General features: G+C 70.8%; 27 protein-coding genes. 17 read left to right on the top strand and 10 right to left on the bottom strand.

Annotation, left to right across the window (positions count from 1 at the left end; translation table 11 throughout):
• Window positions 1-166: 166 nt before the first annotated feature.
• Complete coding sequence (locus ACGFYY_RS21895; RefSeq protein ID WP_393711542.1) at window positions 167-1,144, bottom strand: teichoic acid biosynthesis protein C; 978 nt, start codon at window positions 1,142-1,144, stop codon at window positions 167-169.
• 256 nt (window positions 1,145-1,400) lie between these two features.
• On the opposite strand from ACGFYY_RS21895, the gene ACGFYY_RS21900 reads away from it, so the two are divergent.
• From ACGFYY_RS21900 to ACGFYY_RS21910, 3 genes are all read left to right on the top strand, one after another.
• Entirely contained in the window at window positions 1,401-1,925 is a 525-nt protein-coding gene (locus ACGFYY_RS21900) for an SMI1/KNR4 family protein (protein ID WP_393711544.1), read from the top strand.
• Between the two features lie 111 nt (window positions 1,926-2,036).
• Window positions 2,037-2,390, top strand: coding sequence for a hypothetical protein (locus ACGFYY_RS21905; protein WP_393711546.1), 354 nt, complete (start codon window positions 2,037-2,039; stop codon window positions 2,388-2,390).
• Window positions 2,391-2,644: 254 nt separating this feature from the next.
• The gene (locus ACGFYY_RS21910) at window positions 2,645-3,121 is read left to right on the top strand and encodes an SRPBCC domain-containing protein (protein ID WP_393711548.1); all 477 of its coding nucleotides are present in this window, start codon (window positions 2,645-2,647) and stop codon (window positions 3,119-3,121) included.
• Window positions 3,122-3,174: 53 nt separating this feature from the next.
• Here ACGFYY_RS21910 and ACGFYY_RS21915 read toward each other — a convergent pair whose 3' ends face one another.
• The 3 genes from ACGFYY_RS21915 to ACGFYY_RS21925 form a co-directional block, all read right to left on the bottom strand.
• On the bottom strand, window positions 3,175-3,495 hold the full coding sequence (locus tag ACGFYY_RS21915) for a hypothetical protein (RefSeq protein WP_393711550.1): 321 nt from the start codon (window positions 3,493-3,495) through the stop codon (window positions 3,175-3,177).
• An 81-nt stretch (window positions 3,496-3,576) separates the two neighbouring features.
• Window positions 3,577-4,050: a hypothetical protein gene (locus ACGFYY_RS21920; protein ID WP_393711552.1), complete on the bottom strand. Its 474-nt coding sequence runs from the start codon at window positions 4,048-4,050 to the stop codon at window positions 3,577-3,579.
• Between the two features lie 245 nt (window positions 4,051-4,295).
• Window positions 4,296-4,664: a PRC-barrel domain-containing protein gene (locus ACGFYY_RS21925; RefSeq protein ID WP_393711554.1), complete on the bottom strand. Its 369-nt coding sequence runs from the start codon at window positions 4,662-4,664 to the stop codon at window positions 4,296-4,298.
• A 258-nt stretch (window positions 4,665-4,922) separates the two neighbouring features.
• Between ACGFYY_RS21925 and ACGFYY_RS21930 the strand changes: the two genes are divergently transcribed.
• Complete coding sequence (locus ACGFYY_RS21930) at window positions 4,923-5,441, top strand: hypothetical protein (RefSeq protein ID WP_393711556.1); 519 nt, start codon at window positions 4,923-4,925, stop codon at window positions 5,439-5,441.
• 171 nt (window positions 5,442-5,612) lie between these two features.
• On the top strand, window positions 5,613-5,819 hold the full coding sequence (locus ACGFYY_RS21935) for a hypothetical protein (RefSeq protein ID WP_365272185.1): 207 nt from the start codon (window positions 5,613-5,615) through the stop codon (window positions 5,817-5,819).
• Window positions 5,820-5,982: 163 nt separating this feature from the next.
• Here the strand turns inward: ACGFYY_RS21935 and ACGFYY_RS21940 are convergent, their stop codons facing one another.
• On the bottom strand, window positions 5,983-6,471 hold the full coding sequence (locus tag ACGFYY_RS21940) for a MarR family winged helix-turn-helix transcriptional regulator (protein WP_393711783.1): 489 nt from the start codon (window positions 6,469-6,471) through the stop codon (window positions 5,983-5,985).
• A gap of 194 nt (window positions 6,472-6,665) precedes the next feature.
• Here ACGFYY_RS21940 and ACGFYY_RS21945 point away from each other — a divergent pair, with 194 nt between their 5' ends.
• Entirely contained in the window at window positions 6,666-7,796 is a 1,131-nt protein-coding gene (locus tag ACGFYY_RS21945; protein WP_393711558.1) for an NADH:flavin oxidoreductase, read from the top strand.
• A 343-nt stretch (window positions 7,797-8,139) separates the two neighbouring features.
• Window positions 8,140-8,430, top strand: a complete 291-nt coding sequence (locus tag ACGFYY_RS21950; protein ID WP_393711560.1) for a hypothetical protein — start codon at window positions 8,140-8,142, stop codon at window positions 8,428-8,430.
• An 80-nt stretch (window positions 8,431-8,510) separates the two neighbouring features.
• Here ACGFYY_RS21950 and ACGFYY_RS21955 read toward each other — a convergent pair whose 3' ends face one another.
• Together ACGFYY_RS21955 and ACGFYY_RS21960 are read right to left on the bottom strand one after the other, a co-directional pair.
• Window positions 8,511-9,698 carry a HEAT repeat domain-containing protein gene (locus tag ACGFYY_RS21955; protein WP_393711562.1) on the bottom strand — a complete coding sequence of 396 codons (1,188 nt, stop codon included), beginning with the start codon at window positions 9,696-9,698 and terminating at the stop codon, window positions 8,511-8,513.
• Window positions 9,699-9,979: 281 nt separating this feature from the next.
• Window positions 9,980-10,900: a hypothetical protein gene (locus tag ACGFYY_RS21960; RefSeq protein WP_393711564.1), complete on the bottom strand. Its 921-nt coding sequence runs from the start codon at window positions 10,898-10,900 to the stop codon at window positions 9,980-9,982.
• A gap of 61 nt (window positions 10,901-10,961) precedes the next feature.
• On the opposite strand from ACGFYY_RS21960, the gene ACGFYY_RS21965 reads away from it, so the two are divergent.
• The 3 genes from ACGFYY_RS21965 (at window position 10,962) to ACGFYY_RS21975 (ending at window position 14,814) form a co-directional block, all read left to right on the top strand.
• Complete coding sequence (locus tag ACGFYY_RS21965) at window positions 10,962-11,270, top strand: hypothetical protein (RefSeq protein WP_393711566.1); 309 nt, start codon at window positions 10,962-10,964, stop codon at window positions 11,268-11,270.
• Between the two features lie 183 nt (window positions 11,271-11,453).
• Window positions 11,454-11,840 carry a hypothetical protein gene (locus ACGFYY_RS21970; RefSeq protein ID WP_393711568.1) on the top strand — a complete coding sequence of 129 codons (387 nt, stop codon included), beginning with the start codon at window positions 11,454-11,456 and terminating at the stop codon, window positions 11,838-11,840.
• Between the two features lie 298 nt (window positions 11,841-12,138).
• The gene (locus ACGFYY_RS21975) at window positions 12,139-14,814 is read left to right on the top strand and encodes an ATP-binding protein (RefSeq protein ID WP_393711570.1); all 2,676 of its coding nucleotides are present in this window, start codon (window positions 12,139-12,141) and stop codon (window positions 14,812-14,814) included.
• A 28-nt stretch (window positions 14,815-14,842) separates the two neighbouring features.
• Here the strand turns inward: ACGFYY_RS21975 and ACGFYY_RS21980 are convergent, their stop codons facing one another.
• A complete protein-coding gene (locus tag ACGFYY_RS21980) occupies window positions 14,843-16,375 on the bottom strand; it encodes a dihydrofolate reductase family protein (RefSeq protein ID WP_393711572.1) in 1,533 nt (510 codons plus the stop codon).
• Window positions 16,376-16,579: 204 nt separating this feature from the next.
• Window positions 16,580-16,930: a DoxX family protein gene (locus tag ACGFYY_RS21985; RefSeq protein WP_393711574.1), complete on the bottom strand. Its 351-nt coding sequence runs from the start codon at window positions 16,928-16,930 to the stop codon at window positions 16,580-16,582.
• 119 nt (window positions 16,931-17,049) lie between these two features.
• Here ACGFYY_RS21985 and ACGFYY_RS21990 point away from each other — a divergent pair, with 119 nt between their 5' ends.
• The 5 genes from ACGFYY_RS21990 (at window position 17,050) to ACGFYY_RS22010 (ending at window position 21,197) form a co-directional block, all read left to right on the top strand.
• Entirely contained in the window at window positions 17,050-17,964 is a 915-nt protein-coding gene (locus ACGFYY_RS21990) for a LysR family transcriptional regulator (protein ID WP_393711576.1), read from the top strand.
• A 93-nt stretch (window positions 17,965-18,057) separates the two neighbouring features.
• Window positions 18,058-19,287, top strand: a complete 1,230-nt coding sequence (locus ACGFYY_RS21995) for an MFS transporter (protein WP_393711578.1) — start codon at window positions 18,058-18,060, stop codon at window positions 19,285-19,287.
• Between the two features lie 80 nt (window positions 19,288-19,367).
• The gene (locus ACGFYY_RS22000; protein WP_365277073.1) at window positions 19,368-19,859 is read left to right on the top strand and encodes a DUF2975 domain-containing protein; all 492 of its coding nucleotides are present in this window, start codon (window positions 19,368-19,370) and stop codon (window positions 19,857-19,859) included.
• Window positions 19,859-20,080: a helix-turn-helix transcriptional regulator gene (locus tag ACGFYY_RS22005; RefSeq protein ID WP_365277071.1), complete on the top strand. Its 222-nt coding sequence runs from the start codon at window positions 19,859-19,861 to the stop codon at window positions 20,078-20,080. Before ACGFYY_RS22000 ends, ACGFYY_RS22005 begins: the two co-directional genes overlap by 1 nt.
• A gap of 112 nt (window positions 20,081-20,192) precedes the next feature.
• Window positions 20,193-21,197: a DUF4344 domain-containing metallopeptidase gene (locus tag ACGFYY_RS22010; RefSeq protein ID WP_393711581.1), complete on the top strand. Its 1,005-nt coding sequence runs from the start codon at window positions 20,193-20,195 to the stop codon at window positions 21,195-21,197.
• A gap of 98 nt (window positions 21,198-21,295) precedes the next feature.
• On the opposite strand, the gene ACGFYY_RS22015 is transcribed toward ACGFYY_RS22010, so the two are convergent.
• Window positions 21,296-22,129 (bottom strand): hypothetical protein, encoded by an 834-nt coding sequence (locus ACGFYY_RS22015; protein WP_393711583.1) that lies wholly within the window; start codon window positions 22,127-22,129, stop codon window positions 21,296-21,298.
• Window positions 22,130-22,593: 464 nt separating this feature from the next.
• Here ACGFYY_RS22015 and ACGFYY_RS22020 point away from each other — a divergent pair, with 464 nt between their 5' ends.
• Window positions 22,594-23,460: a hypothetical protein gene (locus tag ACGFYY_RS22020; protein ID WP_393711585.1), complete on the top strand. Its 867-nt coding sequence runs from the start codon at window positions 22,594-22,596 to the stop codon at window positions 23,458-23,460.
• 352 nt (window positions 23,461-23,812) lie between these two features.
• Entirely contained in the window at window positions 23,813-24,352 is a 540-nt protein-coding gene (locus ACGFYY_RS22025) for a hypothetical protein (RefSeq protein ID WP_393711587.1), read from the top strand.
• Window positions 24,353-24,552 lie beyond the last annotated feature (200 nt).

The raw sequence follows: 24,552 nt of genomic DNA on the forward strand, positions 1-24,552 counted from the left end.
CTAGAGAAACGCCTCTCAGGCGCCCTCACCCATGTCTGCCAAGGTCAGACCCCAGATTCGTGACTCCAGGCCGCTGAATTACGCGGAACGCAGGAACGTGGCCCAGGTCGCCAGGCGATATCGGCGTACCTGGGCCACGGCGTCAGGGGGGCAGGGGGTCAGGGGGTCAGACCAGGGCGTTCTTGTAGAAGATGCTGGAGCGCCGGTCGCCCTCCAGGCCGGTGGCGAAGCCTATGAAGAGGCGGGCCTCGCCCGCGTCGGTACGGTAGATGGCCAAGCCCTCGGGCTCACGGTGGTGGAGGGTGGAGCCGGCCTTGGTGAGCACGGGGCCCTGCTTCACGGCGCCCGTGTTGATGTCGACGCTGGTCACGTACGTGTTTCCGTCGCCGGTCGGGGTGCCGTCGCCCGGGTACGCGTCGCCGGTCAAGTAGTACATGTACGAGCCGTAGAGGGCGTATCCCTGCGCGGTGCCGGCGATCGTCGGCTGCTTGAAGTCGACGAGTGGCGTGCCGAAGGTGCGGGTCTCGAAGGCAGAGAGAGGATAGACGGCGATGCGCTTGCCGTCGCCGGTGTGATAGCGGACGATCACGCGCCGATGGACGGGGTCCACGGAGCAGGTGTACTCGGTGGCCCCAGGAATCGGCCGGTACGCGGCCGCGGCGGCCGGCGAGCCCAGGGTGGTGTTGGCCTTGTAGGTGATCGGGGCGAGCGCGGTGCCGAACCCCTTGGTGTTCGCGGCGCACTCGATCCACAGCTCGGTGCCGGAACCGCTCGGCAGCGCGGCGAAGGCGACACCGTGGCCGAAGCCGTCGAGGTGCATGTAAGAGAGGTAGTTGCCGTCGAAGTCCATCTTGTTGATGCACAGGTCACCATCGGACTCGGTACTTCCGCTCCGCTTGGTCGCCACGAACAGGAACTTGTTCTCCCAGTCGAAGGCGAAGCTCTGCTGCACCCGCGCACCGTGCGTGTCCTTGGAACGGAACAGGTCGTACGACGGCTCCGTGAGATCGAACCGCTTGGTCACGGTCACATCAGCGGAAGCGACCTGCGCGCCGGCGCCGAGCCCGAGCACGGCGAGTGAGGCGCCGACACCGGTGCGTATGAGGCCGCGGCGGGAGAGGGGATGAGATTGGGGGTGGTTCATGGGGGGAGTCTCCAGGCATGGGTGGAGGGCAGGACCACGCGATGGTACCGATCGCACGAGAGGCGTGATCCGCGTACCCTGAGGGCCAGTTGGGTGTCGCGTCTCGCGTCTCCCCCGGGGGCCAGGAGTACGCGAACGGGTGGGCGGCGCCGGCCGGGCGGCACCGGCAGGCCTCGCCGGTGGTTCGTGACGCCGGCACCGTGGCGCACCGAAGGGTTCGCTCACGACCGTGATCAGGCATGGCACAGGAGACAGCATGGCCGGCGCTTTGCAGAGACTGCGGGAACTGCTCGGTGAGCCGGCCTGCTGGGGGTGGGCACGGCCACGCCTCTGGGAGGCCGCCGAGGAGCATCTCGGTGTCCGCCTTCCGGCCGACTACAAAGCGTTCCTCGATGTGTACGGTCCCGGCGCCTTCGACGGGTTCCTCTGGATGGACCGGCCCATGGAGGGCACGGCGGACGAGCAGGCACGGCTCTGGCCACTGTCCGAGCGGCCGAGTTCCGGCACCGACCGCGACCCCTTCCCCTTCCGTCCCCGGGCCGGCGGCTTGATCGAGTGGGGCGGAGAGGAAGGCGGCACCACCTACTACCTCCTTCCCGAGGAGCCGGACCCTGCCGACTGGCGCGTGGTGGTGGAGACGGAGGAGGGCGAGTGGCACGAAGTCCCCGGACCCGTCACGGAATTCCTGCTCGGCCTCGTCGAAGGCACCTACCGACCCCCCTTCCTGAGCCGCTACCGCCCCGGCCCGCGGATCCACTACCTCCCGTCCCCCGCACCGTGAGCGAAGCCCAGGCGGGCACAGGTGGTGCAGCCCTCCAAAAGGCGCGGGCAACACCTGGGGCGGGAAATGGATCAGGGGGCTCCTACCATGCGGTGATCAACACCAATTTGGGTGAGCGCACCACGAGTTGACACCGGCGACCACCCGCGCCCGGGTGGCCCGCTTCCAGGCCCGTTTCCGGGCCCGAAGAGCGTAGGCCCGGGTGGGTGCGGGTGGTGCGGGCGCCGTTCGTGCTCGCGGCGCGGATCCACCGGCCGCGAGGGGGCCCGCGGGGTCGTCGACGACGAGTTCACCGAAGTCCTGGTCAGCGCCGGACTTCTGCTCGTCATCGGCCCGCTCGGTCTGGCCGCGTTCGTGTTCGCCGCCCGGCCGCCCGGGCCGGCGTTCTACCGGGCCCGGCTGCGCGGTCCGGCGATCGCCATCGGGTCGCTCCTCGCCACGGTCCTGGTGATGTCCTTCGGCTAGCCGTACGCGAGCGTGATCGGCCCGTTCGGGGCGCTCGCCGGGCTCTTCGTCTTCCCGTTCGCGCTCGCCTCCGCCGTGCTCTGCGTCCACCACGCGTTCCGAGCGCGCTGTCCGTGTGGGGGCTTCGCCGGCTGCGTACGAGCTACGGCATCACCCTGCGGCGGACCCTCGGCCGTGAGCACGACTGACGGCGCGAACGCCGTCTTCCGGGTCAGGACGGGACGTGACGGGACGTGACGGCCTAGGATCGACCCATGAGCAGGACAGACCGCGCAGGCCGGATGATCGCGGCACCACCGGCTGCCGTGTACGCCGCGCTCGTCGATCGTGACTCCCTCGAGAACTGGCTACCGCCGGACGGAATGCGCGGGCGGATCGACCGTTGGGATCCCCGACCCGGAGGCGGCTTCCGCATGGTCTTGACCCACCTCGACCCCGCCGGCGCTCCTGGCAAGACCTCGGACGTGACGGATGTCGTCGACGTCGACTTCGCCGATCTGACGCCGCCGGAGCGCGTCGTACAGCGGGCCGTCTTCGAGTCCGACGACGTGGCGTACGCGGGCACCATGACCCTGACCTGGCAACTGACCGCCGCGGCGGCCGGGACCGATGTGACCGTCACCGCGACGGACGTACCACCCGGCATCGACCAGGCGGTGCACGAGGCCGGGATCTCCTCCTCTCTGGCCAACCTGGCGGCGTACGTGGAGAGGCCTCGAGGGTCTCGATAGCACGCCGATGCGACACCCTCGTCGGCTCCGGCTGCCGGACCCGGTGGGCTCGCTCAGTTCCTGAGATCCTCGACGGTCCAGCTGTCGCCCAGCTCGCGACGCAACTCCCCCAGCGCCGCGTCGACTTCCCCTCGGAACGACTCCCACTGCTCAGGGGTCCAGGACGAGGGACCCACCGGGTGCTCCCAGTCGAGTGTGGACTGGTACAGGTCGGCGAGCCGTGTGAGCTCGGCCGCGGTGGAGGAGGCCACGGGCAGCCTCTCCGGCACACAGGGGTGTCCGTAGGGGCTGTCGAGCTCGGGCGCGCCCGACGGGCCGGGCCATAGCGGCGTATCGACGCCGTACTCGAAGAAGAACCGCAGGTGAAATGGCATACCCCAGCCTTTCACGGCGCCGGCGCCGGGCCCGCGGCCGGCCCACCGGCCGACCGGAGGCTCAGTCTGACTTCGAGCGGCTCAGGGCCGCGACATCAGCGCTACCAGAGCGGCACGGGCCTCGGCCAGGCCTTCCTTCCAGGCGGTGCTTCGCAGCGTGGCCCGGTCCCAGGCGGTCACGGGTTCGGCGCCACTCACGCAGTGCCCGTAGAGCATGTGGGCGATGTCCTCGGTGAGGAGATGGTCGTAGTGGAACGACCCTTCGTAACCGGCCCAGGCCACGGCCTGGCCGTCGGCGCACAGGCGGCGCAGGACCTCGCGCGTATAGGTGCGCAGGTCGAGTGAGGCGGTGTGAAAGGTGAGGTCGTACGACATGAGGCCGAGCGGAGCGATCTCCGGCGGTTGCTCGTCCAGCATGAAGGGGTGCACCTGGTCGGGCGCAAGTCCGGCGACGTTGAAGGCCTGCGGCGGTAACGGGTCGTTGCCGGCGCCGATGACGAACACGGTCACCATGGCGGGGCCCGCCCAGCACAGTTCCTCGTGCACGTCGTTCACGGAGCTCGCTCCCCCTCTGCTGTTCTCGGCTACGACTTCCCCTTCCTCCGGCTTGACGATATCGGGCGGCTGCGAGATCTCCGAACGCCTCCGGGGCGCCGGACCGGAACTGCCCGACCAGGCCGCCGCCGACCGCGTCCCAGCCGCCCGGGGCGCGGATCAGCAGGGCCGAGCTACTCGCGGCGGGGCACGGGAAGGGGCCCGAACTCGTCGAGTTCGGGCCCCTTCCCGGGTTGGGTTCCGGATCAGGCCGGGCGGCCGCCGAACGGGGCGCCGGTGCCGTAGTACGTACCCAGGTCCTCGCGGTAGCCGGCGTCACCGAGGTGGCGGTCGCGGTGGAACTCCGGGGCGTCCTTGATCTGGCCCTTCGTGCGGTCGACGTAGATCTTCCGCTCGGCCGCGTCGACACGGACCACGATGCTCGCCGGGAGCAGGACCTCCTTGCCGAAGATCCACACTCCCGTGTCCACCACCAGATAGGCGTCACCGACCTCGTCGGAGTGCCTGTCGACCGTGCCGACGTTCCCGTCGGTGGCCTCGACCTCGAACCCGGTCATATCGGTACCGACCAGGTAGCCGGCGGTCGACTTGAAACCCCACACATGCTCAGTCACGCGGAAACAACTCCTCCGGTCGACAGTGGGCGGCGAGCTGTGCCCCTCGGCGCCCTTCCCGTACCTGGACTCCCGCCTGCCCCACGCCAGGAGCCTCATGCATCACGCACGCCGGATGCCGGCTACGAAGGGGCCCACCTGCACCGGTGCTCGAAGCTCTCACAGTCAGAGCCCGGCCGAGACGGCAGGAGAGCGACGCCGCGTCCGTACGTGAACCCGTTGGACAGTTCGTCGCCGCCGATGGCAGGCTCCCGCCCTATGGAGCTGATCGACGTCGTCACGGAACTGGCCAGGTCAGGACGGCTGGGCCCGGTCTCGAACGGCGCGGCCTGGGACGAGGTGACCGCCGCCCTGGGCCAGCCATGGGAGGTGGTCGTCGGAAAGCGTCGATCCTGGCCGCGGCTGTTCGCGTACGGCGACCTCGAGGTGAGTGTCTGCCCTTGCCAGAAGGTCATCCTCATCTGCCTCCAGACGTGGCGCGATGTCATCGATCTCCCTGGCGGCCTGGTCGGCGGCCGAGAGTCGTTCCCCGGCAGGCTCGAGTACACCGACGTGATCGATCACCTCGATCGCGCCGGTTGCGCCTGGCAGCCCTACGTACCCCTGACCTTCGGCGGTCAGCGCGCGGTCCGGGCCACTTCCACCGGCGTCGTTTTCGTCTTCGAGATCCGCGAAGGGGAAGAACCCGTCCTCAACGTCGTAGGACCCCCACCCCACCGACACGATTGCCTCGCGAGCACCGGGACCCGTACGAACCGTGACGCCGTGACGCCGTGAGCGTCGACCCGGGTGAGTCCGCTCCGGGATCGGGCAGTCACCGCCCGGGCACGGCGCCCACCCCGCCTCGCGGGCCGCTCGCGGAGCGCCCATGCTGAAGAGGAGGGCGCCGTCGCCCGAAGTTCGGTCCTTCTCGAAGGCGACGAAGGCGCCTGCGAGGAGGAGGAAGTCATGCGCATGCGAAAAATCCTGGGCCTCGCCCTTGCTTCGGCAACCCTTGCCGGCATGAGCGCCTTCGGCGCGGTCGGCGCTGAGGCCGCCTCGTCTCCGAACATCACCAGAGACGAATGCACGGCCGCGGGCGGACAGGTCACGGCACGCCCCTACGCCGGAGAAACCTGCACGCTGCCCGACGGGACCTCGCAGCCGATCACTTGATGTCCCCGCGTCCGGGCCGCGCCATGGTTCGACCGAACAAGGACCCCGGGCGGGCCGGGGTCCTTCCACGGACCGGCCCAAGATCGATGCACAGATCGACCCGATCGACGCGATCGACGCGATCGACCCATGCGGACCGTCCGTGCCCGAACGACTACCGCTTCTACGGGGCGGTCGGGGCTGGGGGCGCGGGCTCCTGCGGCATCCGCGGCTGACACGCGGGGCGGGCGTGGTCCTCCTCCGCGCGCGGCCAGTAGCGTCCTTCGAGGGCCTCCGCACTGCGGTTGAGTCGGACCAGGACGTCCTCCAGCTCCCGCACCTCCTCGGGGGACCAGTGGGCCACCACCCGGGCCAGGCAGGACTGATTGACCTCACGGTCCCCGGCGAGCCGGCGCCCGCCTTCGACGGTGATGCGCAGCTTGCGTGCCATGCCGCCGTCCGGGTCGGCGACGCGCTCGGCGAGGCCGCAGCGCAGCAGTGCGGCCGTCTGGCGGTTCACGGTCGAGGTGTCGAGGCCGAAGGCCTCCGCCAACTGTCCGATGGACATGGGCCCTTGCGTGTCGATCCGGCTGAGCAGCAGGTACGCCGACCGCTCCAGGCGTTCGGGGTCGCGTTCGCGCCGGGCAAGCACCTGGTGCCGCGAGAGGAGCATCAGCTCCCGCTCCAGTTTCTCCAGCACCACGCCCCCGCTCCTTTCGACACTCCATTATCGCCGACCCGTGGCTCGGCAGGGGGCCCGGGCCGCCGGCTCTCCACCCGGGCGGCAATATGCATGATACATAGCATGTGTACTATGCACTTCTCGTTGTCACCCGACGAGCCACAGCTTCCACCCGGAGGACCCGCATGACCGTCACCACGTCCACCGCCTCCCGCGCGGCCGAGATCCTGTCCCGGCCCGTCACGCTGAACGGCCTGACCGTGCCCAATCGCATCGCGATGGCTCCGATGACGCGGATGTTCTCCCCCGGCGGTGTGCCCGGCGAGGACGTGCAGGCGTACTACGCCAGCCGGGCCGCCGCGGGCGTGGGCCTGATCGTCACCGAGGGCACCTACGTCGGCCACGACTCCGCGGGGCAGAGCGACCGGGTGCCGCGGTTCCACGGCGAGGACCAGCTGGCGGGGTGGGCGAAGGTGGCCGCGGCCGTGCACGAGGCGGGCGGCACGATCGTGCCCCAGCTGTGGCACATAGGCATGGTGCGCAAGCACGGCGAGGCGCCGTACGCCGACGCGCCCGCCGTCGGCCCCTCCGGCATCCGCGTCGACGGCACCGAGGGAACCGGCAAGGCGATGACCCGCGCCGACCTCGACGACGTCATCGGCGCGTTCGCCGATGCCGCCGCGGAGGCCGAGCGAATCGGCTTCGACGGCATCGAACTGCACGGCGCCCACGGCTACCTGCTCGACCAGTTCCTGTGGGAGCGGACCAACCGCCGTACCGACGCCTACGGCGGCGACGCGGTGGCCCGTACGAAGTTCGCCGCGGAGATCGTGACGGCGGTCCGCGAGCGCGTCGCGTCCGACTTCCCGGTGATCTTCCGCTACTCCCAGTGGAAGCAGGAGGCCTACGACGCCCGGCTCGCGCAGACTCCGGAGGAGCTGGAGGCGATCCTGGCCCCGCTGGCGGCGGCCGGCGTCGACGCGTTCCACGCCTCCACCCGGCGTTACTGGATCCCGGAGTTCGAGGGCTCGGACCTGAATCTGGCGGGCTGGACCAAGAAGCTCACCGGCCGGCCGACCATCACCGTCGGCTCGGTCGGCCTGGACGGCGACTTCATCCGCGCCTTCGTCGGCGAGGGTGCGGCGCTCGGCGACATCGACAACCTGCTGGACCGCATGGAACGCGACGAGTTCGACATGGTCGCCGTCGGCCGGGCGCTGCTCCAGGACCCGCACTGGGCGGCGAAGGTCCTCGGCAACCGCTTCGACGAGCTGAAGCCGTACGACGCGGCGGCGCTCCGGTCGCTCAGCCGGTGACCGCCTCCCGTTAGCCGCCGGCCGCCGGCCGCCCGGACGGTGTCCGTGCCCGAGGAGAGCCCCGTGACGTCTGTCCGCCGAGGTCACGGGGCGTTCTCGCGCGTGGTCGAAACGTGACGTGTCCGAGGCCGGCTCTCACCCATCCCGGGTGGGCCGCTCCGCCGGGGCGGAGGGCGTCACGTTGACGAGCGGGCTCAGGTCATGGAAGCCGCCGAGCCCCGAAGTCGCCTCACGGCCGACCGGATCGAGCCCGTCGGCGGCCCGACGTCAGGCATTTCGCAACCCGTTCCGACACCCTGGCGTCCCACGACACGAAGAGGGTTTCGATCACCGGGGAGAGCACATGGCGGACAAGAACCGTGAAAAGTGGATGGCGCGTTTCCAGGTGCGGCTGGCCTTGCAGCCGGGCGTGGACCGGGCAGTCGTGCTCCAGGCGGTCAAGGAGGTCACGGCCCACTGCGCGGACACGGGCGAGCACCCACAGGCCGCCTTCGGCGATCCGGACGCCTACGCCGTGCAGGCCGCCGCACGCCTGGTCCCGGCGGACCGGGTGGCCCGCACGAAGCGGCACAACGCCGTGGCGGACGCGTTCGGCTCCGCACTCAAGAGGGCCGGGGACATCGCCGGCCTGTGACCGGTCCGAAGCGCGGGCGGGCGACCGGGTCTCCCGCGCCGGCGGCTTTCGTCTCGGCCCCGCAGCCGACGGCCCTGTGATCAGAGCAGCGCTCGAATGGCGTCGCGCTGCTCTGGCAGGCCGGTCTCCCGAAGCCAGCGGAACTTGTTGCCGATGTTTCCCCAGCAGTTGTCATTGGCGGCGACGGCCGCCAGAAGCCCTCGTTGCGCGGCCGACAGCCTCAGGCCAGGGCTGTAGCCGGCGGGAAAGGCTTTGACGAGCAGCGGACCCCAATCGCGGTCGACGGTGTAATCACTGGCGAGCGGCATCAGGGCCATGGCCGCCGGTGCCAGGTCCTCGAACGCGTCGACGCGGTCAAGGACGGCCTGGAGGAGGGTGAAGCGGAGCCAGCCGTCGATCTGAGGCAGTGGGTCGGGGAACCACTGATCCGCCTCGGCCGGGTTCTGCAGGGCTTCGAGCAGGACGGCGGTGGCGTGGGGCATGCGCGCGCATCCGGTGGCCAGTGCGGCGCAGGCGCGCACCGCTGGATCGGGATCATCGAGGAGGCTGCTGGTGTCCTGGCCCCAAGCGCCCAAGGCCAGAGCTGCGGAGGAGCGTTCCCTACGACTGCCGTCCGCGGCGAGAACGCCACGCAGGCGGCGAGCGGCGCGCGGGACGAGTTCGGCGAGGTCAGGTGCCTTCAGCAGGAGGGTGACCGCTCCGAGGGCTGCCTCTCGGGTGTCCGGGTGCGGATCGTCGAGGAACGGTTCGACCGCGTCGTAGAGCTCGGGCCGGATACCCCGGCATGCGCGTATCGCTTCGAGCTCGTCCCTGTCCTCGTCTTCGTCCCCGTCCTCGGCGTCGTACTCATCCCCGAACTCGCCGGCGCTGTCGGGGTCCTCGCCGTAGGAGGCGGAGTCGGCGATCTGGCCGAGCCAGTCGAGCAGTGCGGCTCGCAGGGGCCGGGCCCGATCATCCCAAGGGAAGAAGCTCTCGTGCTCGGCCGAAGTCTGGGGGTGGGTCAGGATCGCCGCGACGAACAGTGCGGCCGGCGGCGTGGAGCTGTACAGGGACCCCTGGTGCAGCACCGACATCTCGAGCATTCCCAGAGCCTCGGCCTGCGTCTCGGGATCCGCGTCGACGAGTTGGCAGAGGTACGGCGGGATGTCCCCGGCGCTCCCGTACGCATGCCGCAGGTCGTCCCATTCGGTTGCCACGAGCAACTCTCGGGCCGCCGGAGGCAGTCCGGACCGGCCGGCGGCGCCACGGTACTCATCTCGATTCGTCATACGCACAGCCTGCCGAACAGCACTGACAATCGGTTGCAACGGGGGTTTTCGCGGGTGAACCGAGGGGGCTGTGCGGCCCGGTGGTGGCCATGGGAGGCGGGATGGACGATGCGGCCAGGGATGGAGAGCAGCCGCCGGCCATGGCCGGTCCGGGGGCGATCAGCAGAGCCTCGCCGGCGGCGTTCAGGTCGATGGGCCGGGTCACCAGGACGGCATGACTGCGTTTGGCCACACCCAGCCCGCCCCGGGACTCCGGTCGCCGGAAGGCCCCTTGCCGAGGGCTACGGCGCGGTCAGCACCCACCACTGCCGCAACGTGCGGAGCGTACGCAAGAAGATGTGCGGCCCCCTGCAGACCGGGCGGGCGTAGCGCCGGACGGGGTCGCCGTTCGGGAAGGCGACGGCCTCACGGCCCTCGACCACGGCTCCGTCGTCCGTCAGCCGGATGTGGTGGAGGGCATTCACCCGACTCACGGTGGCGACGCCCTGCTCGCTCCCTCCGAGCAGGAGCAGCCGGTCCCCGCGGACCGCGAGGCCGGACGGGCGTGAAACCGGGAGAGCGCGGATGTGGAGTGTCCCGCTGCGCCCCGTTCGGGCGAGTGCTGCGCCGGGCCAATACGTGGCGTGGACCACGGAGTCTGAGACGTTGACCGTGCTGACGTCCGCCACGTGCTGGTAGGGCTCCGGGGGGTCCAGGGCCCGGACGGCGTTTCCGCTGCCGTCCCAGCGGACCAGCCCGCCCGCGCTGACGCGGTCACCGCTGTAGATCCCCTCGTCGGCGTATCCCGTCCAGAAACCGGCCCTACCGTCCGCGACCAGGTGCGTGAGGTGCGTGCCCAGGGGGAACCGGCACCGGGAGCGTCCGTCCGGGCCGAAGATCTGGCCGGACCGTGCGTTGGGCCCTCCGCTGCCGGAGACCACGAACCCGCCGCCCGGAAGGGCGTCGAAGACGTCCGGTTCCACGGCCACGCCGTGCAAGGCCTGTTCCCGAATCTCCCCCCGGTCGCTGATGACGACGAGGGCGTCGAAGGGTAGGACCACCGGTTTCGGGACGTCCCTGCCTGCCCACCTGTAAGGAAAACGGGCGTCGGGGCAGATCAGCCAGAGGGCCCGGCCCCGCGGATCGATCGTGGAGGCCAGGACGTTCCGCTCGTCGTACTGCCGAGGCAACAGTGCGTAAGGACGCAGTGCCACCTTCGTCAAAAGATCACCTCGCGGGCGAAGGAATGCAACGCCCCATGATCACACAGGGGTCCGGGCACCCGTGGAAGGGCATCTCGCGGCTGCCGTGGAGGCGGGAAACGGGTACGCCCGTCAGGTGCTCGCCCGGATTCCGGCCGAGACGGCCGACCACACGGCTGATCTCGACCTGCCGGCCCACGCCGCGCAGGCCTCGGGCGAAGGAATCCGCAGCGCGGTCGCGGGCACGCTCGGCAGTCACGGGGCAGAGCCGGCGGCCATCGACCTGTTGTCGCAGTTGCTGGACTACTGGACGAGGCCCGGCGGCTCGCACGGCACCCGGGCGGAGCTGCGCCGGCAGGCCCGTACCCGCGGGTGGGCGGCTGCCGCATGACGGGCGGGCTCGCCTGCCGGCGGCCCTGAGCGGGGGGCGGGGGCCTGTCACGCGCCTGTGACAGTCGACGGACAGCTTCATGAAGTCCCGAGGTCAGTCTTTTCATCAGAGAGCAAAACGGGACAAACCGCCCGAGACTCTCTGGAACCGAACCCTCCCCCACCTCACATCGGAGTCACTCCCATGGTCCGCACCTCCCGGAAGCAGCGTTACGCGATGCTCGCCGTCTCGGCCGCGATCGTCGGAGGCGGCGTGCTGATACCCAGCAGCGCCTTCGCCGCGACGACCACCGCACGGACGACCCCGCCCGCCGCCGGACAGGTGGACCACGCCAGGAGCGGCCACGACCACCACGACAAGAAGAACGACCGACACAACGACAAGAGCAGGAAGAACCAGAAGAACCAGAAGCACCAGGGCAAGAAGAACAAGGTCCGCGACATCGAGAACATGCCCGGCTGCAAGTTCTACCAGGGCAAGGTCTACTGCGAACACAAGCCCGACAAGCCCGCCCCCGCCCCGGCACCGGCCCCGGCACCGGCACCGGCACCCGCTCCGGCCCCGAAGTAGAACCCCACCGCGCAGCACTCCGCACCCACCCCGTGACACACGGTCACACACGCGCCCGATCAGCCCCTGCCGGACCCCGACCCACCGGGGACCGGACAGGGGCTTCGGCCATCCCACCCCTCCCGACGAGCTCCCGCGGCCTGCGGGAGCCGCCGACGCCTCTGAACTGCACGCTGCACGCTCCGCCGGGGCGGCCCTGGTGCGGGTGGCGTGCTGATCATCGGGATAGTCTCCGGAGGCTGTCGCGCGGCCCGTCGGGCCCCGGCGGGGTGGTCGGTACACGGAGGCGGGGTCGGTCGTGCGGGGGCGGTACGCGGAGCGGGAGCGGATCGAGCAGTTGCTCGCGGACGCCCGCCAGGGGGCGAGTGGTGTCCTGCTGGTGCACGGAGAGGCGGGCATCGGGAAGACGGCGCTGCTCGACCATGCCGCCGGGCGGGCCCAGGACGCGCGCGTGTTGCGGGTCGAGGGCATCGAGTCGGAGATGGAGATGGCCTTCGGTGGCCTGCACCAGCTCTTCCTGCCGGTGATGGAGCTGATCGATGTGTTGCCGGAGCCCCAAGCGGCCGCCCTGCGCTCCGTGTTCGGCCTGAGCACCGACAGCGTGCGCGATCCTTTCAGCGTCGGACTCGCCGTTCTCACCCTCCTGTCGGAGGCCGCGGCCGACGGGCCGCTGCTGTGCCTGGTCGACGATGCGCAGTGGCTCGACCAGCCGTCGGTGGACATGCTGACCTTCGCCGCGCGCCGGCTGCGGGCGGAGGGGGTGGTGATGCTCTTCGCGGTCCGCGACGGGGCTCCCGGTGCGGCTGTGAAGGGGCTGCCCCAGCTGCTGGTCGAGGGGCTGGATCGGTCGGATGCCGCCGAGTTGGTGCCGGGCCTGCCGCCGTACGTCGTGGACCGGGTCATCGAGGAGGCCCGGGGCAACCCGCTGGCTCTGATCGAGTTGTCGGCCGCGCTCACTCCGGCCCAACGTGCCGGCCGGCTGGGCCCGTCCGCGCTGCCCGACGCTGCCGCCGGGCTGCCGGCCCGGATCCAGGACGGGTTCCTGGAACAGCTCCGGCGGCTTCCCGAGGCCGCGCAGACGGTGCTTCTGGTGGCCGCCGCCGACGATACGGGGGACCTCACCGTGGTGCTGCGTGCCGCGGGCCGGCTCGGCTCCGCCGTCGAGGACCTGGAGCCGGCCGAGCGGGCCGGGTTCCTCCTGCTCTCCGGGCAGACGCTGCGCTTTCGGCACCCGCTGGTCCGGTACGCCACGTACCAGGGCGCCCCGCTCGCCCGGCGGATCGCCGCCCACCGGGCGCTGGCCGAGGCGCTGGGTGAGACCGGCCAGGCCCATCGGCGGGCCTGGCACCTGGCCGCCGCGTCGACGGGTCCGGACGAGACGGTCGCCGAGGAGCTGGAACGGGTCGCCGAGTGGGCCGACAGTCGGCAGGCGATGGCCTCGGCATCCGCCGCCTACGAGCGTGCCGCCCACCTCACCGCGGATCCGCAGGTGCGGGCGCGGCGGCTGGTGTCGGCGGCGCAACGGGCCGCGGATGCCGGACAGGACGAGCGGTGCGAAGCGTTGGCCGACCAGGTCCGGCCGGCGCCGGAGGATCCCGGCGTGGCGTCCAGCTTGGCGCGCGCCCGGGCGGTGGTGGAATTGGGCTACCACAGGCCGGACAGGGCGGCTCGGATCCTGGTCGACAGCGCGGACCTGACGGGCGTCGAGCGCCCGGACATGATGCCTTCGCTGCTGACGGACGCGGTCCACGCGGCGTTCTGCGCCGGGGACGCCGCGCTGATGGAGGAGATCGCGCTCCGCTCCCCCGCCCTGCCGGTGCTGGCCGTACCGGCCGGGCTGTTCGGCGGGGACGTGCCCGGCGCGCTACAGGTGGTCCGTACGCTCGTGGACGCCCCGGCCGACGGTCTGATGGACCGCTTGATGACCGGGATCTACCTGCAGTTGACCGGTGATCATGCGGCGGCCCGGGAGACCGCCGCCGGAGTCGTCGCGCACTGTCGCGACCAGGGCGTCAGCGGCTGGTTGCCCACCGCGCTGCATCTACTGGTCCGGACCGAGCTGTCGCGGGGCCACCATGAGGAGGCGTCCGTACGGGCCGTCGAGGCGCTCCAGCTGGCCGAGTACTACGACCTCGCCCACCGGGCCGCCCACCTGCGTGCCGCTCTGGCGATGCCGGCCGCGGTACGGGGCGCGGAGGAGCGGGTCCGTACGTTGACCGGCGAGGCGCTGGAGTACACCCGCCCGCGCGGGGTCGGTCGCGGGGCGGCGGACGCCCTGTGGGCACGAGGCCTGCTCGAACTCGGCCTGGGCCGGGCGGAAGCGGCTCTGGAGCAGTTGGAGACGGCCTCCGACCAAGTGAACCACCCGCTGCTCCGCCTGCCGCTGCTGCCGGATCTGATCGAGGCCGCAGTACGGGCGGGCCGCCCGGAGCGGGCGTCGGACGCGGTCCGGTCGCTCGAGGAGTGGGCGAACGCACTGGGACAGGCCGGGTTCGCCGCGTCGGCCCGCCGTTGCCAGGCGCTCACCGGACCGGACGCCGAGGCCGAGGAGCACTTCGTCGCGGCGCTGGCCCTCCACGAGGGCGGGAGCGGGTACGACCGGGCCCGTACGGCGCTGCTGTACGGGGAGTGGTTGCGACGCCTGCGCCGCCACATCGACGCCCGGGAGCAGTTGCGGGCCGCTCTCGCCGGCTTCGAACGGCTGGGTGCGCGGCCCTGGGCCGACCGGGCCAGGACGGAGCTCGGCGCCGCGGGTGGGGAGACCGGGCTGACGGCTCACGAGGACGGGCCGATCAGTGTGCTGAGCCCGCAGGAGCGGGAGGTGGTTCGGCTGGCGGCGGCCGGTGCCAGCAACCGGGAGATCGGCGCCCAGCTGTTCCTGAGCCCGCGCACGGTCGGGCACCACCTCTATCGCGCCTTTCCGAAGCTGGGCGTCAGTTCCCGCACCGAGCTGGCCGATCTGTTGTCGTCATGAGGCGGTCGGCCTCACGAGGCGGTCGGCCTCACAAGGCGGGACTCGGCTCCGGCGCCGACCAGATCAGCCGGGTCTGGGCGGTCCGGTAGCCGGCCCGGGCGAAGGCGGCGGCCATCGGCGCGTTGTCCGTGTCGGTGGTGGCGGTGATCAGCTCGGCTCCCGCCTCCACCTGCACCCGGGTGATCTCGGCGAGTACGTCGTCGACGTATCCCTGTCCGCGCAGTTCGGGGACGACGCCCAGGTAGCCGACGTTGCGGTTGTACGGCGTCGCGGAGGGCAGGGCGAGACCGGCGACCTGGCCGTCGGGGGTGCGGGCGATGCGCCACCACGACCGCTCTCCCGGGCAGCTGAGGTAGAAGTCCACTTCCTCGCGGGCGGTGGCTTCCGCGCCCATCGCCACCAGGTTGCGGCGGGTTTCCCCGTCCAGGCTGCCCACCGCGATCCGGCGGAAGACGTCCAGGAACTCCTCGTCCGTGCCCTCGGTGAAGACGAGTCGCCCGCTGGAGGCGGGGAGCCCGGCCTCGGGTGTCCATTCCAGGCGCAGCCGCTCGACCACGTCGGTCAGTCCGGCCGCCAGCGCGGCGTCCCGCCGCCAGTCGGCGGCCGCGGCCGTGGCCGGGTCCTCGCGCCATCCGTTCGGCAGGGTCAGGTTGTAGAGCGGCGGCTTGGTCGCGCCCTGCTCGGCGAAGGCCCGAAGGCCCGCGCTGATCAGCTCGGCCCCGAGGGCGGCGCGGTCGTCGACCGAGGGGTCGACGTACAGGCAGTCCAGGGCGATCGGGTGCTCGCTGGTCGCCTGGCCCCACCACAGGGCCCGGGCCACCACCCGACCGTCCTGCTCGGCGATCCAGGTCCACTCGGGGCGGTACATGTGCTGCGCGAGTTCTTCGAGGTAGCGGCCTGCGGGGATCCAGCCGACGGGTTCGTCGACCGTCACGGCGGTGACGCGGTCGAGGTCGGCCTCGGTGGTGGGACGGATCGATGTCGGGATGCTGGTCTCCTTCGCGTAGGTGGTGATGGCGGCGCCGGTGTTGAAGACCCGGGAGTCGGTGAGCTTGAAGCCGTCCGGGCGGAACGGGGCGTCGAAGAGCGGTGTGCCGGAGCCGATGACGACCGGGTGGCGCTTGATGATCAACTCGTCGATCTCCTCCAGGAGCTGCCCGGCCAGATTCGCCCCGCCACACAGCCAGATGCCCGCCCCGTCCTGCTTCTTGAGGTCGCGGACGAAGGCCACCGGGTCCGTGTCGAGGACCTCGACGGCGGGGTCGAGCTGGGTCAGGGTGCGGGAGAAGACGTACTGCTTCAGGTGCGGGTAGGGGCTGGTGACTCCGGCCGCGAGACCGGGCTCGTAGGTGGAGCGGCCCATCAGGACCGTGTCGAACCGCCTGTTGGCGACTCCGTCGAGGCCCAACGGCCCCCGGCCGTGGGCCGGGATCGTCTCGGGATACTCCGCCAACAGCGCGGCGGCGAGGTCGCCCTCGAAGGGGAAGAAGTCGATCTGACCGTCGGGGCCCGCGATGAATCCGTCGAGGGTGGTGCCGACGTAGTAGGTGAGCTTGCGCACACGTCCTGCTTTCGTTGCCGAGTGCTTGGTACTTGCTGCTTGCTGCTTGCTGCTTGGTGCTTGGTGCTTGGTGCTTGGTGACGTCACTGACGCTATGACGTGGACGTTGCGGCAGGCATCAGTCATCGCGACGTAACGTGGGCGGCAGCCGACGTACCGGACCGTCACCGGTCGGTGGGGACGAGGCGGGGCCGGGGTAGACGTTCATCGGGCGACGGCGAGGACGAGGGACGCTGCCGCCAGAGCCAGGTAGCCGCCGGGAAAAGCGATGTTGTAGTAGACCCGCGCACGGATGTGTGCGGCGACGGCACCGATGAAGAACAGGACGAGCCCAGTCGCGGCGGCCACGCCGATGACCGGGACGCCCACGAGTCCCAGGAGAAGACCGACGGCTCCGGCGGCTTTGAGGGCAGCGAGCCACGGGAGCCGGCTCTCCGGGAGGCCCACTTCGGCCGAGTTGGCGAGGACCGGCCGGGCCCGTAGGAAGTCCGCGACGGCGATCCCGGCGTTGGCCAGGATCGCGATGGCCGTGACGATCGCGTACCCGATGAACATGTGCCGCGCCTTTCGGTCGAGGGCTCGTGAGGTCGGTCGGCGAGCTGCGCGCGCTCACCTCCACAAGCCTTCCCAGACCCTTGGACGCCGTCCAATACCTGCGCCTATAACCTGGAAGCATGGATGTGGACACTCGGCTGCTGCGCTACTTCGTCGCGGTGGCGGAGGAAGGAACCCTCAGCCGAGCCGCGGAACGACTCTTCGTGTCCCAGCCGGCGCTCACCAAACAGATCAAGCAGCTGGAGACTCGGCTCGGAGTGCGACTGTTCACGCGGTCCCGCACCGGCATGACCCTCACAGAGCCGGGCCGGACCCTGGCAGAGCGGGTGCCCGCGCTGCTGGCCGACTGGGACCACGTGCTGCGGGAGACCGTGAGTGCCGCAGATCGGGAAGCCCGCTTGCTGCGCGTCGGCTTCATCGCCAGTGCCGCCAACGAGGCGACCCCGCTCATCATCGCCGAGTTCTCCCGGCGTCGGCCCGGCTGGCGGGTGGACATGCGGCAGGCCACCTGGTCGAATCCGAGCGCAGGACTCGCCGACGGAGACATCGACGTCGCCCTGCTGCGGCTGCCCTTCCCCGGCCAGGACGCTCTGCGGACGGCGCCGCTCTTCACCGAGCCCCGCTGGGTCGCCCTCCCCGAGGGACACGTTCTCGCGGCGCGCGACGTGATCCCGTTCCGCGACCTGTGGGACGAGCCGTTCGTGGCCGCTCCGCCTGAAACCGGCCGGTGGCGGGACCACTGGCTGGCCACCGATGAACGCGACGGCCACCCGGTCCGCATCGGCGCCGTCACCGACCAGCCCGACGACTGGCTCAGCGCCATAGCCAACGGCTACGGCATCGCCCTCGCCCCGGCGTCCGCCGCTCGCTTCTACGCCCGCCCCGGTGTCGTCTACCGCCCCGTCAGTGGCGTCAGCCCCAGTCAGGTGGGCGTCGCCTGGGCCGTCGCCGACGACCACAACCCCGTGGTGCGGGACTTCGTCCGCTGCTGTACGGACAGAGCGTTCCCCGAGGTCATCACCACCACCACCTGATCACCTCACCCGGTACCGCTGTCGCCACGCGACGTGGTGCGCGGATGTTCGCGTTTGCCCTCGACCTGGTCGAGGGCTTTAGCGTCACCGCGCATGACGTCCCTCGACACCGCCCGGCCCGTCTCGGCGCGCCCGGCCCTTCCTCGCGCGTATCTCATCTGGCTCGTGGGCACCCGTGCCTCGCTGTTCGGTGATGCCGTCCTGTACTTCGCACTCGGTTGGGCAGCGAGCGCCCATGGTGGCGGGATGGGGGCTCTGGTCCTGACCGCTGTCACCCTTCCGCGCACCCTGCTGCTGTTGCTGGGGGGTGCCGTCGGTGACCGGTTCGGCGCGCGGCGGGTGATGATCACCGGCGACGTCGTGATGCTCACGGCCACGCTCGTACTGGCCCTCGTGGGTCTGCACCTGGGAACGTCGCCCTGGCTCCTCGTCACGGTCGCCGTCGTCATCGGCACGGTCGACGCGTTCTATCTGCCGGCCACCGGGTCCATGCCGCGCCGCCTGGTGGGGAAGGAGCAACTCCCCCGGGCGTTGGCCATGCAGCAGGCCGGCAGCCAGATCGTCTCGCTGCTCGGGGCTCCGGTGGGCGCCGTACTGGTCGCGAGTACGGGACTGACCGGCGCGGCGGTCGCCGATGCCGCCACCTTCGCGATCGTCCTCGTGGTGCTCGTCCGCGTGCGGCCGGCTTTCGACGTCGAACGGCAACCTCGGGGGGAGGGACTGCCGGCCGGGGCGGTCGACGGGGTACGGATCGCCGTGGCGGACGGCGTCCTGCGGCCCGCCTTGCTGCTGACAGCCGCTGCAGCCGGCTTCCTCCTACCGGTGGTGTCCCTGCTGAACCCGCTCCTGGCGCGGGAGCACGGTTGGAGTGCCGGGGTGGCCGGTCTGGTCGCCGGCGGCCAGAGCGTGGGGATGATCGCGGTGGCTCTGGTGGTCTCGCGGCGGGGCACCATGAAGCGGATCGGTAGGGGTGCGGCGCTGGGGTTGTGTGTGTCGGCGCCGGGAATCGCTGCGGTGGCCCTGGCCGATACGGCCGCGGTGGTCGTGGCCGGCGGAATCGTCGTCGGCGCGGGTTCCGGGTTGTTCGCCTGCCACATCGGTCCGCTGGTGCTGACCCATGTCCCGGACACGCACCTGGCCAGGATGCAGGCCGTGCTGGTGCTCGTGCAGAGTCTGGCGCTGGTGGTGGGCAACAACGCGCTCGGCGCGCTCGCCGATGCCCGGGGGGCCACGCTCGCCACGGTGGTGTGCGCGGGAGGCGTCTGCGCCGCGGGGATCGCGGGGCTCGTCACGAAGCCGATCCGTCGCCTGCGTCAGCGATGAAACGGGGGCAGGTTCCCACACTTGCTTCACCTATCGAAAATCGATAGATTCCCATTGTAAGTCGATGGGAAGGGTGGGTCATGGGAAAGCTGACAGTGCATGCGTTGCGTGCCGTGCTCGCGGTGGTGCTCGCCGGCACCGTGTTCGTGCAGGCGGGAATGTTGTGGGCGTTGATCGGCGGGAACGACCCCGAGGACGGGTCGCTTCCGCTGACTCCGCTGCGGGTGATCGTGGTCCTGGGCATGGTGGCGGCTCAGGCCGCCCTGGTCTGCGTGTGGCGGCTGGTGACGATGGTGCGACGCGGAACCGTGTTCTCCCACACCGCCTTCCGTTACGTGGACGTGGTGATCGGCTCGATCGTGGCGGCCTCCCTCCTGTGGTTCGTGGTCACGGCCATCAACGCGCCGGGCCAGCGGGAGGATCCGGGCGTCACCGTCATCATGGCGGGCATCGGAGTGGGCATCCTGGGGATCGCGCTCATCGTGCTCGTGCTGCGGATGCTGCTCACGCAGGCCGTCGCCCGTGACGGCGAAGCCACGCGGATGCAGGCCGAGTTGGACGAGGTCATCTGATGCCGATCGCCGTAGACATCGACGTGATGCTGGCCCGGCGGAAGATGTCCGTGGGCGAGCTCGCGGACCGTGTGGGGATCACACCCGCCAACCTGGCCGTACTCAAGAACGGTCGCGCCAAGGCGGTACGTTTCGCCACGCTCGCCGCGCTCTGCGAGGTGCTCGCATGCCAGCCGGGCGACCTGCTGCGCTGGGAGGACGAAGACGCCACGGGCGGCTGACGTGCCCGGGGCAGCCATCCTTCGTGGTCCCCCGAACGGGCGACTCGACGGGCAGCGGCCGCCCGACGGCCGGAGGATCGGTGCGGGGACACGCGACGGGAGCCGACCGAGGATGCCGAACACCGCCACCGCCGGAAGCCGGAAGAAGGCCCGCGTCGTCCTGTCCGGCATGCTGATCCTGGCCGGGGCCGTCATGACCGGGTGCGGCGGTGAGGCCCACGACACCGGGCCGGGGCCCGGATCGGGGCCTCACCCCCAGGCCGCGCGCTCCGGCAGGGTCACCGTCGTCTACGAGACCGGAACGGTCGGACCGGCGGACCGGGAGGCCGTGGCGCTGATCCGGAACTCCCGCGTCCTGGAGCGGTCGGCCGACTGGGTGAACAGATCACTCACCCTCCCGCACGACATGGTCGTGAAGGTCACCACCGACGTGCCGCCCGGCGTCACCGACGCCGTGACCCAGGCCGACGGCAGGACGATCTACATCCCGCCGTCGTTCCTGACCGAGATCGAGAAAGCCCTTGCCGACGTCGTGAAGACCGTGGAACGACCGGCCCCGTTCCCCGCGTCCGAGTACAACACCGACGATCTGACCGTACTGTCGACGGAGTTCATCTTCGGCCACGAGATGGGCCACGCGTTGCAACGCCAGCTCCTCCTGGCCAACCTCGGCCTCGAAGAGGACGCCGCCGACGGCTACGCGTCCTTCTACACCATCAACGAAGTCGGGCCGAACCCGTCGCTGGCCGCCGCGATCCTCTTCGACGAGATCGCCCGCAAGGAGGGTGTGCCGACTCTGGAGAAGATGTCGAGCGACCACCCCATCACCCAGCAGCGCGCCTACAACTTCCTGTGCTACCTGGAGGGCAGCGACCCGAAGAAGTACCAGCAGTCACTGGTCGACAGCGGCTATCTCCCCAAGACCCGCGCCCCCCTCTGCCCGCAGGCGTGGGCGATGCTGAACCACGGCTGGTGGACTCAGCTCCAACCCCACTTCAGCTCAGCGTTCAAGGCCCAGGGCGACGAGGAGCAGAAGAAGGCGCAAGCACAGCTGATCGCGGAGACGAAGGCGCTGGCGGAGCGGATCGATGAGATCCGCCGCAGTCAGGGACGGTGACCCGGGCCGGCACCGGCCCGGAAGACCCTACGTCCGGTCGGCGCGAGGCGCCGCACCCCCCGCCCGCCGGAGGCGTCCCCGACGTCCTCCGGCGGTGCTCACCGGCCGAGGAGCGAGCCCAGCGTCACGCCGTACCGGGTGCGCAGGCGCCGTATCTCCCACAGCGACAGCGCGGACACCGACAGCGGGCCGCCGAGCATGAACGTGTAGAGCACCTCGGGCGGTGCGGCCACGTCCGGTCCGTCGAAGAGTTGGAAGCCGAAGAGGGACCAGACCAGCAAGGGTGACAGCAGGGCCGGCAGCAGCTCGTGCACGTCCCCCGCACGGAAGCTGGAGTTCAGCCCGACGATCAGCGCGGCCAGGGTGAAGAGCACGGCCGCGACGAGAACGACGACGCAGACGAGAGCGGCCAGGACGAACAGCAGCATGACGAGGAGACCGGTGAAGATCGTGCCCAGGAAGCTGCCGAAGAGCCCGAAGGTGATGTCGTGCGGGCCCACGTCCGAGGGCGAGACAAGATCTCCCTTCAGCGCTGCCGTCATCAGCCAGATCACACCGACGCCGAGGACGGGCGCGGCGAGCGCCAACAGTGGGCCGACCAGACGGCGAGCATAGAGGCGCCCCAGGGGTGCGCGGGCCAGGATGATGCACAGGCCCACTCCGATGACACCGGCCACCACGACGATGGCGCAGCCGAGCAGCAGTTCCTCCAGCTTGCCGAGCACGAAGTCCTGGCGTCCCTCCCGCAGAGGGTAGGCCAGGGTCAGCCAGGTCACGGCGACCAGCCCCAGAACCGTGCGGGCGCCTCGCATGCGGGCGATGACCGGGTCTTCGATGCGGTCCGGGCCGGTGGGCCCGGTCAACGCTCGGGCAGCCGCTATGGGATGGGGTACGGAGCGGACGTGCGCGTTCAGGCGCTGACGGGTGATCAATCGAGCTCTCCGGAAGGTGTCGTCTGTGGCACGGGGAGGCCGGGCGCCATCTCCGGCAGGCGTGCGCCGCCCCGGTCCGGCGCATGCGCACCCCCGCCCCATTATCGTCGTAGAGACGATAACAGGTCGTCGACACCGCGTGGCTCAGCGGCCGGGCGCACGAGCCGAGTTGAGGCGTCGACACCGGAGCGCTCTTGACAGGCACACTCCCACACGCCACCCTTTCACTACTTCCTTAGTTAAAGAAGGATGAACGGCGCGATCGCGTACCGCATCCGCCGCTCCGGGCCGGCGCGCGGGCCCGGAGCAGGACGACATCACCGCACCGTTCACCTCAGCACCGAGCGGGTACGACAGTGGACCGAACCAGGGGGACGAAGGATGACGGCAATCATCGAAGGGCATGAGCTCGGCGCCCCGGACGGCGGGCCGACCGGGCTCACCGCGACCGTGGGGGTAGCGGCATGACCCTCCCCGATCTGCGCGGACCCCTTCGCGTCACCGTCCGCATGCACCGCCACGCCCTGGGGGCCGCACTCGCCGTGACGCTGCTCGCCGCCATCGCCCTACCCACCGGCCGTTGGTACGTCCAGTCCCTCGCCGCGGACCTCGCGGCGACCGGCTGCACGGTGGAGCACACGGTGCCGGGCTGCGGCATCCAGGTCCGCGGCTTCCTGTCCCGCAGCCTGTACGTCCACAAGATGTTCTTCTTCGTCGCGCTGGCCGTGAGCGCACTCCCCCTGCTCCTCGGCGCGTTCGTCGCAGGCCCGTTGATCGGGCGCGAGTTCGAATCCGGCACCTACCGACTCCAGTGGACCCAGTCGGTCGGTCCGGCCCGCTGGCTGGCCGGCAAGCTGGCGGTGCCGGTCGCCGCCGTACTCCTCGTCCTGCCCGCGTTCGTGCTGCTGGCCGCCTGGATCCGGCGGGGGACGTGGGACACGTGGTACCCGATCCAGTGGCACGACCTTCCCGTGTACGTCGCGATCGGGCCCGTGGCGATCGGCTACGCCCTCCTCGGGATCGGCGTCGGCGCCCTGACCGGCCTGCTGATCCGGCGCACGCTGCCCGCCATGGCCGCAGCCGTGGCAGCGGTCGGAGTCATCGAGGCGGGTCTTGTCCTGCTCCGCCCCCGGCTGTGGCCCGCCCTCGACGGGCGCCCGCGCAACGGGAACGACTGGGGGGTCTTCGGCCCGGTCGGCCAGGTCGGGACCCGTCACCACCCGGAGTCGCACTTCTGGCCGCTCCAACTCGTCGAGAGCACCGTCCTGCTGGCCCTCACCGCCGCCGCGCTCGTCGCGACGTTCGCGCTCCTACGCCGCCGACACCGCTGACCGGGGCCGCCGACCCACGCCCATGTACGATTGCAACGGTTCCGCGGGGCCGGATCGGGCCGCGGGTAACAAGGGGCGCCGCACATAGGCGACTTCGGGCACGATGGTCGACGTCACAGATGCCGGCAGCGCCAACAGCGCAGTCTCACAGCCCTGTACGGACGAGCGCGAAGTGGCGTCGGTTCCGGCCCCCACCCCAGTAGGCACGCCTCACGCCGCGATGGCGGACGGCGCGACGCGACACGCGGTGCGCGCCGTGGACGGATGGATCAAGCCACGCCCATCCGCTGTTAGGGTGTCATGCGCCCATCAAGTCGGGCCTCTCACATACTGACATTTCAACGGGGTTGACGTGAAGCTTCGCCATGTCCGCGCGGTAGCCGTCTTCGGTATCGCAATTTTCGCACTCACCGGAGCCCGTGGCTCCCACGGCGGCAGCTGCGGTGGCAGCAGCCACAGTTCCGGCTCAGGCTCCAGTGGTTCCAGCAGCTCCACCGGCGGCAGCCACGGCAGCGACAGCACGAGCGGCACCACCGGTAGCACCACCAGCGGCAGCACGGGCAGCCCGTCGGTCACCGGCGGATCCGGCAACAACAAGGCCGAGCGTGACATCAAGATCGACGCGTGCAAGATGGACCCGTCGGGCAAGAACCTCGTCGCCAAGATCACCGTGACCAACAGCGGCTCGGTGGACTACACGTACGACGTCACCATGAAGTTCCGCGGCGGTGCCACCTCGGCGGCGACCCCCGCCACGGCCAGGGTCTCCGCCCTCACGGTGAAGGCGGGTACGTCGAAGCAGGCCGAGGCCACCGCGGCGTACACCGGCAAGGGCGACGGCAGCGAGTACAAGGAATGCGTCGTCGACAACGCGTCGAAGAGCGCCCTCTGAACCGCCCCGGAATCACGCGGTGCCCCCTCTCCCGGTCTGGCGGAGCGGGGGCTTCGTCGTTCCGGTACGCGGCCGGACCGGCGACGTCGTCATCGTGCGATCGCCGGAGCGGATCACGGACTGACCCGGGCCCGAGCCCGGGTCCGGCCGTGCCGGGAGGTCGCGCGAGATCCCACGGGCGTCGCGGTCGGGCCGGGGTC

This window comes from Streptomyces sp. NPDC048331 (assembly GCF_043201215.1).
In the GTDB taxonomy this organism is placed as follows: Bacteria; Actinomycetota; Actinomycetes; order Streptomycetales; family Streptomycetaceae; genus Streptomyces.

Bases quoted from the DNA above. Each gene is read 5' to 3' on its own strand.
- ACGFYY_RS21995 (WP_393711578.1), top strand. From the start codon at position 18,058: ATGACGTCCCTCGACACCGCCCGGCCCGTCTCGGCGCGCCCGGCCCTT.
- ACGFYY_RS21915 (WP_393711550.1), bottom strand. From the start codon at position 3,495: ATGCCATTTCACCTGCGGTTCTTCTTCGAGTACGGCGTCGATACGCCG.
- ACGFYY_RS21990 (WP_393711576.1), top strand. From the start codon at position 17,050: ATGGATGTGGACACTCGGCTGCTGCGCTACTTCGTCGCGGTGGCGGAG.
- ACGFYY_RS22000 (WP_365277073.1), top strand. From the start codon at position 19,368: ATGGGAAAGCTGACAGTGCATGCGTTGCGTGCCGTGCTCGCGGTGGTG.
- ACGFYY_RS21985 (WP_393711574.1), bottom strand. From the start codon at position 16,930: ATGTTCATCGGGTACGCGATCGTCACGGCCATCGCGATCCTGGCCAAC.
- ACGFYY_RS21910 (WP_393711548.1), top strand. From the start codon at position 2,645: ATGAGCAGGACAGACCGCGCAGGCCGGATGATCGCGGCACCACCGGCT.
- ACGFYY_RS21935 (WP_365272185.1), top strand. From the start codon at position 5,613: ATGCGCATGCGAAAAATCCTGGGCCTCGCCCTTGCTTCGGCAACCCTT.
- ACGFYY_RS22005 (WP_365277071.1), top strand. From the start codon at position 19,859: ATGCCGATCGCCGTAGACATCGACGTGATGCTGGCCCGGCGGAAGATG.
- ACGFYY_RS21930 (WP_393711556.1), top strand. From the start codon at position 4,923: ATGGAGCTGATCGACGTCGTCACGGAACTGGCCAGGTCAGGACGGCTG.
- ACGFYY_RS21955 (WP_393711562.1), bottom strand. From the start codon at position 9,698: ATGACGAATCGAGATGAGTACCGTGGCGCCGCCGGCCGGTCCGGACTG.
- ACGFYY_RS21940 (WP_393711783.1), bottom strand. From the start codon at position 6,471: ATGCTCCTCTCGCGGCACCAGGTGCTTGCCCGGCGCGAACGCGACCCC.
- ACGFYY_RS21895 (WP_393711542.1), bottom strand. From the start codon at position 1,144: ATGAACCACCCCCAATCTCATCCCCTCTCCCGCCGCGGCCTCATACGC.
- ACGFYY_RS21945 (WP_393711558.1), top strand. From the start codon at position 6,666: ATGACCGTCACCACGTCCACCGCCTCCCGCGCGGCCGAGATCCTGTCC.
- ACGFYY_RS22010 (WP_393711581.1), top strand. From the start codon at position 20,193: ATGCCGAACACCGCCACCGCCGGAAGCCGGAAGAAGGCCCGCGTCGTC.
- ACGFYY_RS21900 (WP_393711544.1), top strand. From the start codon at position 1,401: ATGGCCGGCGCTTTGCAGAGACTGCGGGAACTGCTCGGTGAGCCGGCC.
- ACGFYY_RS21970 (WP_393711568.1), top strand. From the start codon at position 11,454: ATGGTCCGCACCTCCCGGAAGCAGCGTTACGCGATGCTCGCCGTCTCG.
- ACGFYY_RS22020 (WP_393711585.1), top strand. From the start codon at position 22,594: ATGACCCTCCCCGATCTGCGCGGACCCCTTCGCGTCACCGTCCGCATG.
- ACGFYY_RS21950 (WP_393711560.1), top strand. From the start codon at position 8,140: ATGGCGGACAAGAACCGTGAAAAGTGGATGGCGCGTTTCCAGGTGCGG.